The organism is Candidatus Formimonas warabiya (genome assembly GCF_002777255.1).
GTDB classification, from domain to species: Bacteria; Bacillota; Dehalobacteriia; order Dehalobacteriales; family Dehalobacteriaceae; genus Formimonas; species Formimonas warabiya.
Window position 1 is genome coordinate 823537 of record NZ_CP017634.1, and the last position, 12920, is coordinate 836456.

Below are 12920 nucleotides of genomic sequence, written 5' to 3' on the forward strand. Positions count from 1 at the left end.
AACAAATAAGCAATTACATAAGGAAGTGGGGTTATAATGAAAAAACCGGAAAAGATTAACAACAAAGTACCGATTTTAACGGCAGATGAGGCTGTAGCACTGATTCCGAACGAAGCGGTGATTTATCTGGATGGTTCCGGCAACGGAGAAAGAGAACCGGCATCGTTATACCACGCCTTGGCCAAGAGGCACAAGGAAACAGGATCTCCTAACGGTCTGACACTGATTCACCCCAACGGCGTCGGTGACAGAACTGCCGGTTCGGACGTAGGGTTTGGCGTGCTTGCCTTGCCGACCATGATCAAGCGGTTGCTATCTGGTCATCTGGGTCAATCTCCGAAGCTGGCAGACCTGGTGGACCACAATGAAGTGGAGGCATATAATTTTTCCATGGGCACTCTGAGCCAAATGATGCGTGCTGCGGCTGCAAAACAGCCGGGTGTTTTTACGAAGGTGGGTAAGGGGACCTTTATGGACCCGCGCCAGACCGGGGGTAAGCTGAACGAACGTACTAAAGAAGACCTGGTCAAGGTGGTAGATGTTGAGGGTGAAGAGTACCTGTTTTATCGTACCGTTTCTCCAACCGTAGCTCTTTTGCGCGGAACAACGTCCGATATGAATGGTTATATCACCGTAGAAGAAGAAGTGGGTCCAGCGTTTTTGGACGACATCGCGGTAGCCCAGGCAGTTCATAATAATGGAGGGCTAGTCGTGGTCCAGGTGAGAAGGCTGGTCAAAGAAGGGACTCTTAATCCAAAACACGTGCGCATTCCGGGCATTTTGGTAGATGCGGTGGTTGTTGATCCCTATCAATCACAGTCTTATGCTCTGAAAGGCCAGCCCATCGACAATTTTGCCGCAGGTGACTTGAAAAAGCCGGAAGACGGCGTGCCCCCCCATCCTTTGACAGAGCGGAAAGTGATTGTGCGCCGAAGCCTAATGGAGGCTAAGCCGGGTGACATTGGAAATATCGGCGTCGGCGTGCAGACTGCCATCAGCGGTGTGGCAAATGAGGAAGGTATTCAAAAGGATTTTACCTTAACTGTGGAAACCGGTGTCATCGGAGGAGCATCAGGCCCTTCGAAAGGAAAAAGCAACGGTGGTGAATACTATAATGTGCGTGCAGTAATTCCAATGGCCGATTCGTTCAATTTTTATGAAGGCGGCGGATTGGATGTTGCGTATCTGAGCTTTGCTCAGGTTGACAATGAAGGCAATGTGAATGTGCATTGGTTTAACCATAAGATTATGGGAACCGGCGGGTTTATCCATATTTCTGCCAACGCCAAGAAAGTCGTATTTGGCGGCACAATGACTTCCGGAGGCTTTAAGTCGAAAGTAGGCGGCGGAAAAATCGAGATTTTGCAGGAAGGCCGCTTTAAGAAGTTTGTAGGAAAAGTGGATCAGATCACGTTCAGCGCAAAGGAAGCGAACCGGGTAAATAAGCCGGTGTTCTATGTTACCGAGAGATGCGTGTTCCGTTTGACTCCCGAGGGACTGGAGCTGATCGAGATCGCGCCGGGTATCGATTTAGAAAAGGATATTTTGCCGGTGATGGATTTCAAACCCATTATCTCCAAAAACTTAAATATGATGGATGAGCGGTTCTTCCATGACCGGCCTATGGGCATCAAGGAAGAATGGCGGGCTAAAAAGTAAACAAGATGCAAATGAAAAAGCTGGTTTGCGATCCTTTGTCTGTGAACACTTATATTATTCATGAAGACAATGGAAAAGATTGTGTGGTGATCGATCCGGGGGTAGCGGAGCCTGTGCTAACTTATCTGCGAAACATGCATTTGCGGTGCTCTCATCTACTGCTGACACATGGTCATTATGACCATGTGCTTGGGGTCGCTGCCTTACAAAAATCGACGGGTGCCAAGGTTTTCATCCACCGAGAAGATGACGGCTACTTGCATAGCGGCGATGTGCCGCGGATAGTGTATGACGGGTATGTTATGGAATCCTGTACACCGGATGGCTTTGTGGATGACGGGGACATCCTGTATGCAGCCGGCTTAGAACTCCGGGTGATTCATGTGCCCGGCCATACATTGGGCAGTGTGTGTTATTTGATTGAAAAAGCAAGGATGATTTTTACCGGTGACACCATATTCCACCAGGATGCAGGTCGGGCGGATTCACAGAAATCCAGTTATGCCATGCTGTATGGGTCAATTGTCAATAAGTTGTTTACGCTTCAGGGAGAATATACCCTTTATCCCGGGCATATGGAGGAGGGATCTCTGGAAGAAGAACGGAGGAACAACCCCTTCGTCCGCTATTGGAGACGCATACAAGAATAGCATAATAAGTTCTGCTGCAAATGGAAGACTTGGGTCCTATAAAATCCATTTTGGGAATTCTTGTATGGCATATATCACATAGTTTAAGTATCAGGTCTTAGCGTGGTGCAAAATTGTGACTAAGGGAGAAGGGAAGCTATGGATTTTTGCCAGTTAAAGTATTGTCTTGAAGTTGCCAAATGCAATAATTTTACCCGCGCTGCCGATGAATGCTTCATTGCCCAGTCCTCCCTTTCCGTTCAGATCAGTAAACTGGAAGCGGAATTAGGGATACGTATTTTCGAACGTACTCCTAAAGGAGTAAAGCTGACAAAAGCCGGGGTGGTTTTTCTTGATTTCGCGGAAAAGGTTTGCGATATGGAAGCCGATGTACGTAATGCCCTGCGGGTATACGAACGAGAAGATGATGGCGTTTTGACCTTAGGAATGGTGCATGGTAGCTCAAATTTTGATTTGACGGACCTGATTGCATCATATAAACAATCATTCCCCTTTGTGGAGCTTGATATCTATGAGGAAGAGAGCTCCAAACTGATGGAGATGCTCCAGCAAAATGAGCTGGATGCCGCTTTCATTTCGGCCATGGAACTACCATCTATGTTAAAAACATATCTCCTGTATAGCGACGAAGTGGTACTGATTGTGGGAAAGAACCATCGTTTGGCCGACAGGGATGAGATCTATTTAGCGGAGTTGATGAATGAGCCCTTAATTTTTTCAAAAACCTCCTCCATCCGGGAATACCTGGAGACGGACGTATTGAAGGACATGAGAATGTGTAAAAAGGATGCCTCTTTTAATATGTGTATCACACACAATACTCATATTAGCACCAATATCGGACTGGTAGCGAGCGGTATGGGTGCGACAATGGTGACCCGGAAAACCGCAGAAAAAAATCAGATACGAGGGATCTCCATTATTAAAGTAAAACCGGCGTTTTATCGCCACATCTTTTTAGCTATTTCCAATAATTCTTTTAAGTTTCCCGTCGTCAAAGGTTTTATTCAACATATTTTGCAAACGTATCACAATCTTAATCAGAAGTAAAGATCGGCGGATAAATGCGGTATTCGGGAGAAGGGCGGCGCACTGTGAATGCATCCGGGCTGTCACAAAAGATATCTAACAATGAACCAATCAGCAAGACTGTGTTATGGAATAAAGCATTTATCACAATATGGGTTTCCGCTTTGATAATGAGCAGCCTGGCACAAATGTTTAACAGCTACTTACCTAATTATGCCATTTCTATCGGTACCACCGGCGCTCTAGCCGGTGCGCTGGTTACCGTATGTTCTATGGGCTCTTTAATCATGCGTCCTTTCGCCGGCCACATGATTGACAGAAAGCAATGCGTTCTAGCATGGATGATCGGGGTATTCGGCAGCATGCTCTGCTACGGGTCCTATATTTTTATCGGATCTGTAGCTCTCATGCTGGTGATGCGAACCTTAGCGGGTTTTTGCTACGCGTTTTTATCGGGAGCTGTTGCCACTATCGCCAGCCGGTCTTTGCCCAAAGAACAGTTGATGGAAGGCATGGGATATTACGGTCTTGCTCAACCAATTGCCACAGGAATTGGCCCGGCCGTTGGTTTGTGGATCGGTAGCACCCTGGGTTACAAAGCGGTGATGATATTTTCTTTTGTCATGATCTCGATTGTGGCATGTTTGGGGAATATTCTCAGCAAAGAGTCAGCCTTTTCCTTTAAGAGTGCCCCAAGTGCACCTGAGCCTGGAGAGCCCGACTCGGAGAATGGCGAGAAAGAAGAATATCCCGGCGGTTTCTCTGCTAAAGTCAGGATATTTTCCGCTTTGATGTTATTTGCCATCACCCGGTGCTGCGTCACCTCTTTTATTGCTCCCTATACGACGCAAAAAGGCTTCGGAAATATCAGCTTCTTCTTTTTCCTGTACACGGTATCGATTATTGTCACACGCATAATTGTGGGAAAAAAAGCAGGCAGGCTGGGTTTTACCCGGATGATGGCCATGGGTATACCCGCTTTAACAGCCTCCTATGTCTTGCTAATATGGTTCCCGGCAAAATCGATACTAATGCCGGTGGGGATACTGTTTGGGATCGGTGTGTCCTTAGTAAACCCGACTTTACATACGGCGATCCTGGTGCTATTTGGAAAATATAAACAAGGTGCCGCCAATTCAGCCTACTATGCGGCATGTGACAGTGCCTTTGCCTTGGGGGCATTGATGCTGGGCGCACTGTTGGATATTTCTGATTATCCCTTTTTATTTCTGACGTCCACAGTTATTGTGGTAGTAACCTTTATTTTGTTCTATGGGGTGGCCAAACAACTGTCCGGATCCTTTGGCGGCACGGAAAATTAAAGGTTTTGCGGATGAACTCTATCGTTATAAAAAATTGGAAAGTGAATCAGGGTCCTAATGCTGTCTTTCATCATTTTATTTCCGAGTATTAACATTAAGTTACTAGATATTAGCTATGGATTAAAGGAGGACAGATCATGATGAGCCAGGAAAAAGATTTAAGGACGATGGCATCTGATTATGCCATAGCAAACTGCAATAAAGGCTTCAACTGCACGGAAGCCATTTATGATGCACTTTTACGGTGCGGCGCATTGAAGGTGCCTCAGGAAACAATTGCCCTGTCCTTTGGGTTTGGTGGAGGGATCGGTTTAACCGGCCATACTTGTGGAGCTCTTTGTGCTGTTGTTTTAGCCTGCGGGGCTGCTTATGGACGCCCCGATCCCTGGAGAATTCCTGAGGATGAAAGAATCATGGAAATCCGGGATTATTATCGCCGGTACAATAAAATCGTGCATGATTTTATCGCCGAAAACAAAAGCGCCTCCTGCAAAGAATTATGCGCGCCTTTCGGTGACTTTCAAAGCAGGGAACGCAGAGTTTACTGCATGAAACTTATTGGAAGGAGTGCGGCAATGGCAGTTGATTTTCTCAGTATGAGCCAGGATGAAGCGTTTGATCTTCCATTCGGTGAAAACCTGGCGGGTGCTCGTTAAGATAACTTGAGGATTTTTTCAGAAGGGGAGGAGAAACTGAAATGAATGCGATCAATGTTAATACCAAACTGGTTGGATTATTAGGGAATCCCCTGGGACACAGCTTTTCTCCGGCCATGCAGAACCGGGCCTTTGAAAAGTTAGGGCTAGATTACTATTATCTGCCCATTGAAGTAGCTGGGGAAAACCTGGGTGACGTAGTTAAGGGGATTTCCCGGATGAATTTTGCCGGCTTTAATGTCACGATCCCCCACAAAATCAATATTATCAAATACCTGGATGAGATCGATGAACTGGCCGAAATAATTGGCGCCGTCAACACGGTTACCATAAAAGACGGACGCTTAAAGGGCTATAACACCGATGGCAGCGGTTTTGTCCGCTCTCTGGAAGAGGAAACCGGGATCACGGTTCAGGATCAAAACGTGTTTATCCTGGGAAGCGGTGGAGCCTCCAGGTCCATAGCACTAACCGTCGCTTATAAAGGAGCCCGAACTATTTGTCTGTGCAATCGTACAGTGAGTAAAGCCCAGGAACTAGCCGGGGAGATCAACGCCAAGGTTAGAGAGTGCTGTATTTCTGTTACCCTGGACAAGGGCGAAATGAAAGAGCTTTTGAAAGATTGCGATATTTTCATCAACACAACCAGTGTCGGCATGCATCCAAAAGATGAGGAAATTCCTCTTGATCCTGAGCTAATCAACGAAAAAACTATAGTTTGTGATATCATCTATAACCCTCTAAAAACAAAACTCCTGAAGGAAACGGGAAAAAAAGGATGCAAAACCGTAAATGGCCTGGGTATGCTGCTATTCCAGGGGGCTGAAGCTTTCAAATTATGGACGGGAAAGGATGCCCCGGTAAGCGATATGGAAGTGATCCTGCACGTACTTTCCAGGTAGCACAAAGGCTGGGTGGGAATGTGCCATCCCTAGTTTAAAAACTGTAAACCATAGTAAATTCCGGATAGGAGGGATATTTATCAACGAAAAGAACCAGGCAAGTTTTTCCTGGCCTGCCCGCATTATTGTTTGCGAAGTAGGACCACGGGATGGACTGCAAAATGAGAAGATGATGCTGGAAATCCAGCAGAAAGTAGAATTGATCGAACGTGCAGCACAAGCAGGGACAGGCATCGTTGAAATCGGCTCCTTCGTACATCCTAAGGCAGTACCCCAAATGGCTGATACAGACGAAGTGGCCAGACGCATCAAACGATATCCGGGAGTTGAATACCGGGTGCTGGTTGTGAATAAGAAAGGGCTGGAACGGGCCGGAGCCGCCGGTATCATGAAGGCCAAGCTCACTGTTTCGGCCAGCAATTCTCACTCTCTGAGTAACCTGAAACGCACACCGGAAGAAGTGATCAAGGGCTTCGGGGAATGTGCCGATTATGCAGTTGCTCACGGCATAGAGCTTTCGGGAGCCATCTCCACTGCTTTTGGTTGTCCTTTCGAAGGCATGGTCCCTTTGGAACAGGTGATGAAGGTTGTTTCCTGTTTTCGGGAGATGGGAGTCAAAGAGCTGTCTCTCTCTGACACTACAGGAATGGCCAATCCCCGTCAGGTCTATGATTATTGTCTCGGTGTCCGGGAACAGTTTCCGGATGTTACCTGGAACCTGCATTTTCACAACACCAGAGGGATGGGATTAGCTAATGTGCTGGCAGGAATGATGGCCGGTATCAAACGTTATGATGCCAGTTTTGCCGGATTGGGAGGATGCCCCTATGCTCCTGGTGCCACAGGAAATATCGCCACGGAAGATTTAGTCCATATGTGTCACGAAATGGGGATTGAGACCGGATGTGATTTGGATCAAAGTATTGCCATCGGCCGTGATGTCCAGAAACTTATCGGCGATGATAGGGGAAGTTTCATTCTTAAAGCCGGTAAATGCAGCGATGTAGTTTGTTCATAAAAAATACCATTACATTTTTAAGGAGGAGATACAGATGAGTGATGAACTCAGGGAAGAACAACAGCAAGAACTGGATGAGGCCTTTGAACGGGCAAACAAAGCGCTTAGCATGATTGAAACTTACGACCAGGCCAGAGTCGACCGCCTGTGCCGGGCGGTAGCCTGGGCGGTGGCCAACAAAAAAACCTTCCTGCGTCTGGTAGAAATGGGGATTGAAGAAAGTGGGCTGGGAGACCCGGAAAGCAGACAGAATAAGCGATTTAAGATTCGGGGGGTCTTGAGGGATGCCCTGCGCGAGAAGAGCATTGGCATTATCGAAGAAATCCCGGAAAAAGGCATCGTGAAATACGCGAAACCTGTGGGAATTATTGCCTCGCTGGTGCCTACCACCAACCCGGATCTTACTCCCGCGGGACAGGCGATTTATGCTATTAAAGCCCGTGATGTCGTTATTTTTTCTCCCCATCCCCGCTCGAAAAAGACCTCCTTCGAAACAGTACGGCTAATGCGGGAAGCCCTGGAAAAAGAAGGGGCGCCGGCGGATATTCTCCAATGCCTCACCAAAGTGAACATCCCCATGTCCAAGGCTCTGATGGCCAGAGCCGATCTGGTCATGGCAACCGGGGGTCAAGCCATGGTCAGAGCTGCCTACAGTTCGGGAACACCTGCCTATGGTGTTGGGGCAGGAAATTCAACCATGCTTATTGACGAATCAGCCAATATCCAGGAAGCGGCGCATAATACCATGCTGAGCAAGACTTCGGATTACGGTTCCGGGTGTTCTGCCGACGGTAATCTGGTAATTGAGGAAAGCATTTTTGATAAAATGGCGGAACAGCTGGGCCACGAGGGAGGCTACCTGGCCAGTGAAGAAGAAAAGGCCAAGCTGCGCAAAGTCATGTGGGACGATGAAGGACATAGATTAGCGGATACCGTAGCGATTGCCCCGCAAAAATTGGGGGAAATTGCCGGCTTTACCATTCCCGCGGACCGTAAGTTTATCATGGTCATGGGGGATGGGATTGGAAAGGAGTATCCTTTCTCTGGAGAAAAACTGACAACACTGCTGGCTCTATATAAATACCAGGGTTTCGAGAATGGACTGCGTATGATCAAGGAAATCTATCATGTTGGGGGCAAGGGGCACTCCGTAGGAATCTATTCCTTTATAGACGAACACATCCACCGGTTGGCACTGATGGCGCCGGTGAGCCGGATCATGGTACGCCAGCCCCAATCCAAAGCTAATGCCGGGGCATTTAACAATGGAATGCCCATGACTTCCAGTTTGGGATGCGGTACCTTTGGCGGCAATATCGTTTCCGAAAACATTTCACTGAAGCATTATCTGAATACCACCTGGGTATCCCGTCCTATTCCTGAGGATAGGCCCTCAGATCAGGAACTCTTCGGAGAGTTTTACGACCCGGAGATGGAAAAATAGAAGAAAAAGGGGATAAATGAATGATGAGTAAGATGATAGGAGCATCCGAACAGCCTTTAATCTGCACACCCCTGGTAGGTAAAAAAAGAGAAAATGTCCTCGGCGAATTGGCCGATGTCCTGGCTAAAAAACCGGATATCATTGAATGGCGCGCCGATTTCTTTGAAGAAATAGACCAAACGGACAGGGTGATTAATTTAGCGAAAGAGATTAAGGAGATGGCGGGAGATATTCCGCTAATCTTTACGATTCGCTCCATACGTGAGGGAGGGCAGCCGATACCTTTGTCAGATGAGGAAGCCATAGAACTAAACGCGACTATATGTAGAAATACCAAAATCGAGTATGTGGACTGTGAATTGAGCAATAAAAAGGAGCACATCCAGTATCTCCGAAAAATTGCAGCGGAAAACGGCACCAGGATTGTGGCGTCTTACCACAATTTTGATTCCACCCCCAGCCAGAAATTTATCGCACAAAAATTAGAAGAGGCAGAACAGTACCAGTTGGATGTGGCCAAGGTAGCCGTTATGCCCCAAAAATTGGAGGACGTTTTAACCTTATTGAGTGTAACCTTAGAAGCCAAAAATCGTTTAAAAATACCTTTAATTACCATGTCAATGGGTAAATATGGAGCGATCAGCCGGATGATCGGCGGAGTTTTTGGTTCTGCACTCACCTTTGCCGTAGGGGCGAAAAGTTCAGCGCCCGGCCAGGTGCCCATTGAAGACTTAAAAACGGTCCTTGAAGTCATTGAAAGATCAATGAAGAGTAAATAGGGGGGGAGGCGGTGATCATGAAAGATCTAGTGGCGAACCAGTTAGTGAAGTATCTGGAAAAAAGAGGAGTCAAGCACATTTTCGGCCTGTGCGGGCATACCAATATTGCCTTTCTCGCGGCCTTATCGAAGAGTACAAAAATAAGATTTATTAACGTCAGGCATGAACAAATTGCCTCCCATGCCGCTGACGGTTATGCCCGTGTGACCAAAAAAGCCGCAGTGGTCTTAAGCCATTTGGGACCTGGCTTAACCAACGCTGCTACAGGTGTGGCCAACGCCGCATTAGACTCCATTCCCCTGGTGGTCATTGCCGGCGATGTTCCCAGTCATTATTTCGGGAAACATCCCCACCAGGAAGTTAACATGCATGCTGATGCCTCACAATGGGAGATTTATCGCCCCTTTGTCAAACGGGCCTGGCGTGTGGATCGTCCTGACCTATTTCCGGAAATCATGGAGAAGGCTTTTGTCCTGGCGGAATCCGGCCGCCCCGGCCCGGTTTTGGTAGACGTTCCTATGGATATTTTCTCTCAAGAGATTGATGCCGCGTTATTCGAAAGGCTGGACTATAACGTTAAAGTGATGCAAAAGCCCTCGATCAACGATGAACTAGCGACAAGAATTGTGAAGATTCTGGCCGAAGCGAAAAATCCCCTGATTTATGCGGGCGGCGGCATCATGTTAGCTGATGCGGCCCAACAATTAAGGGAATTCGTGGACCATATGGGGATACCAGTAGCTCATACCCTCATGGGCAAGGGGATTTTACCCGATGACCACCCGCTGACCCTGGGTATGACGGGATTCTGGGGAACAAAATACATAAACGAGAAATGCCAAGGCGCCGATTGGGTTTTGGGCCTGGGAACCCGTTTTGCAGAGGCAGACTGCAGTTCCTGGTATCCGGAATATGCATTTAATTTCCCTCCTGCCAAATTAATCCATATTGATATCGACCCTGGTGAAATTGGCAGAAATTATCCGGTAGAAATTGGCGCGGTCGCCGACATCAAACAAGCACTAACCGTTTTTAACCGGGTGGCAAAGAAATTGTATCCGGAAGCCAAACAAAACGAAGCCCTCAACCAAGAGATTGCCTTATACAAAAAAGAGTTCAAAGCAAGCAACAAGAGTCTGGAAGAGAGCAATACCTTCCCCATGAGTCCCCAGCGGATCTTAGCCGATGTGCGTGAGGTATTGCCCCGGGATGCCATCATTACCACGGATGTAGGCTGGAACAAAAATGGTGTGGGACAACAATTCCCCATTTACGAGCCTGGTTCCATCCTCACTCCCGGGGGATACGCGACAATGGGCTTTGGCTCCCCTGCCGCTTTGGGCGCCAAAATAGCCGCCCCCGATAAAGTTGTCGTATCCCTAATCGGCGACGGTGGTTTCGGTCAAAACCCGGCTGTTCTGGCAACTGCCGCAATCGAACATATCCCGGCCATTTTCGTGATCATGAACAACTATGCTTTTGGCACCATTGCCGGATTAGAAAAAGCCCATTATGACACTACCTTTGGCGCTGTTTTTGAAAAAGACGGACAGCCCTATTCCCCTGACTATGCAGCTATCGCCAGGGCATATGGGGTTGAAGGGATAAAAATCCGATCAGCAGAAGAATTCAAACCTGCATTAAAAATGGCTATTGAAGCAAATAAACCTTGTGTCATTGATGTATCAATGTTAAATAATCCAGTGCCCACTGCCGGCCACTGGAATATTATGGACATATATTCGCCTGGCAAACATGTTCATCATGTGAGCACCAACTAAACATGGGAGGAATACAAAAGATGAAGAGACAATTTTCCCTAGCCCACCTTACGGTACTTGGCTGTACCCCTGCCGAGATGACTTACATCGCGGCCCGAGCCGGCTATGATTTCGTCAGCTTGCGGCCTATATATATGGGCTTGCCCGACGAGCCCAACTACGCCTTAGCGGAAAACAAAGAGATGCTGAGACAAACCAAAAAGGCCCTTGACTACACGGGCATTAAGCTTCATGATATCGAACTGGCCCGCATCTACGATGGACTTGACCCGAAAAAGTATCTGCCTGCCATGGAAGTAGCTGCCGAATTAGGGGCGTGCTGTGTCCTTAGCAGCATCTGGACCTCGGAACGGAATTTTGCGATTGAGCGTTATGCAGAACTTTGTGATTTAGCGAAACCTTTTGGCATGACAGTGGATTTGGAATTCGTCACCTGGGCCAATGTCACAAACCTCAAGGACGCAATGGATGTTCTGCGTAGCGCTAACCGGGAAAATTGCGGCATCATGATCGATACCCTTCATTTCAACCGCTCACGGGTCGCCCTTGAGGAATTGGACCAGGTTCCCCGGGAATGGTTCCACTTCGCCCACCTCTGCGACGCGCCCCAAGAGATTCCGACTACGAAAGAAGATTTGATTCACACTGGACGCGATGAACGTCTGTATGTGGGTGAAGGTGGTATAGATATTGCCGCCATCCTGAAACGAATGCCTCAGATTCCATATTCCATTGAGTTGCCACACCTGGCCAACGTAAAGGAACTAGGCTGTGCGGAACATGCATGGCGCTGCCTACAAACAGCAAAGGATTATCTTGATGCTCATTTAGGGGCATAGAATATAAAAAGGCAAGCATAAACATAAGAAAAAAGGGTTGTTGACCAGGGTTAATGTCACCAACCTTTTTTTCGTGATCCTGCATGGACATGAGCTTGGTAGCTATTCTTTGTGTTTTACGAATTCATGAATCTCACTGACTACGTCCGGAAAATCCATATCGGATGTGTCGATGGTTAATTCTGCCACCTGGTACAGTTTTTTTCTCTCTCGAAGCAGCCTTAGAATATTTTGGTACGGGTCACCATTGTGGAAAAGTGGTCTGTTGATGTCGGCTTTTATCCTTTCCAGGATAATCTCCGGACGAGTAGAAAAGCAAATCAAAGTCCCTTTTTCCTGCAAATAATCAATGTTTTGCCGATTAAGCACGACGCCCCCCCCAGTTGAAATTACACAATGATCATATTGGGAAAGTTTCTTGACCATCGCTGTTTCTTCCAAGCGAAAACGTGCTTCCCCATATTCGGCAAAGTACTGGGAGATCATTTTTCCTGTTAACTTTTCGATTTCACGATCCGTGTCGTAAAACTCCATTTGCAAACGTTCCGCAAGCATTTTTCCAATGGTAGTTTTTCCGGAGCCCGATATCCCAATCAAAACAATATTAGATTTCATTTGAACAACCGCCTTCCGAAATATTAATAGGTAAATAAGCCATGCCTTACAGCGGGATCTTGGTGAATGTGGAAGGTGAAGTTGCATTTATACTATAAAAAGTATAAAAAACACCCACTTTCTAAAAAGGGGTGTTATCAAGAAGCCCTTGCTTATCCCCATCCTACCATCCTACAAAAACATTAAAAATATTATACTGTGTTTCTCAAGCTATTTCAAGTATATC

The 12920-nt window shown here is 47.1% G+C and carries 12 protein-coding genes; 11 read left to right on the forward strand and 1 reads right to left on the reverse strand.

Features of this window, described 5'->3' with window-relative positions; translation table 11 throughout:
* The first annotated feature begins 36 nt into the window (after positions 1-36).
* The 11 genes from DCMF_RS03730 (at position 37) to DCMF_RS03780 (ending at position 12079) form a co-directional block, all read left to right on the forward strand.
* On the forward strand, positions 37-1659 hold the full coding sequence (locus DCMF_RS03730; protein ID WP_148133183.1) for an acyl CoA:acetate/3-ketoacid CoA transferase: 1623 nt from the start codon (positions 37-39) through the stop codon (positions 1657-1659).
* Positions 1660-1664: 5 nt separating this feature from the next.
* The gene (locus DCMF_RS03735; RefSeq protein WP_148133184.1) at positions 1665-2309 is read left to right on the forward strand and encodes an MBL fold metallo-hydrolase; all 645 of its coding nucleotides are present in this window, start codon (positions 1665-1667) and stop codon (positions 2307-2309) included.
* Between the two features lie 138 nt (positions 2310-2447).
* Positions 2448-3359: a LysR family transcriptional regulator gene (locus DCMF_RS03740; protein ID WP_148133185.1), complete on the forward strand. Its 912-nt coding sequence runs from the start codon at positions 2448-2450 to the stop codon at positions 3357-3359.
* A gap of 14 nt (positions 3360-3373) precedes the next feature.
* Entirely contained in the window at positions 3374-4660 is a 1287-nt protein-coding gene (locus DCMF_RS03745) for an MFS transporter (protein ID WP_148133186.1), read from the forward strand.
* Between the two features lie 137 nt (positions 4661-4797).
* Positions 4798-5316, forward strand: coding sequence for a C-GCAxxG-C-C family protein (locus tag DCMF_RS03750; protein WP_236860175.1), 519 nt, complete (start codon positions 4798-4800; stop codon positions 5314-5316).
* A 41-nt stretch (positions 5317-5357) separates the two neighbouring features.
* Positions 5358-6218, forward strand: a complete 861-nt coding sequence (aroE, locus tag DCMF_RS03755) for a shikimate dehydrogenase (RefSeq protein WP_148133187.1) — start codon at positions 5358-5360, stop codon at positions 6216-6218.
* A 121-nt stretch (positions 6219-6339) separates the two neighbouring features.
* On the forward strand, positions 6340-7236 hold the full coding sequence (locus DCMF_RS03760; protein WP_335582425.1) for a hydroxymethylglutaryl-CoA lyase: 897 nt from the start codon (positions 6340-6342) through the stop codon (positions 7234-7236).
* Positions 7237-7270: 34 nt separating this feature from the next.
* Positions 7271-8680, forward strand: a complete 1410-nt coding sequence (locus DCMF_RS03765) for an aldehyde dehydrogenase family protein (RefSeq protein WP_148133189.1) — start codon at positions 7271-7273, stop codon at positions 8678-8680.
* A 20-nt stretch (positions 8681-8700) separates the two neighbouring features.
* Positions 8701-9459 (forward strand): type I 3-dehydroquinate dehydratase, encoded by a 759-nt coding sequence (gene aroD, locus DCMF_RS03770; protein WP_214659066.1) that lies wholly within the window; start codon positions 8701-8703, stop codon positions 9457-9459.
* A gap of 17 nt (positions 9460-9476) precedes the next feature.
* On the forward strand, positions 9477-11240 hold the full coding sequence (locus DCMF_RS03775) for a thiamine pyrophosphate-binding protein (protein ID WP_148133190.1): 1764 nt from the start codon (positions 9477-9479) through the stop codon (positions 11238-11240).
* 20 nt (positions 11241-11260) lie between these two features.
* Complete coding sequence (locus tag DCMF_RS03780) at positions 11261-12079, forward strand: sugar phosphate isomerase/epimerase family protein (protein WP_148133191.1); 819 nt, start codon at positions 11261-11263, stop codon at positions 12077-12079.
* A 102-nt stretch (positions 12080-12181) separates the two neighbouring features.
* Here DCMF_RS03780 and DCMF_RS03785 read toward each other — a convergent pair whose 3' ends face one another.
* A complete protein-coding gene (locus tag DCMF_RS03785; protein WP_214659067.1) occupies positions 12182-12694 on the reverse strand; it encodes a shikimate kinase in 513 nt (170 codons plus the stop codon).
* Between the last annotated feature and the right edge of the window lie 226 nt (positions 12695-12920).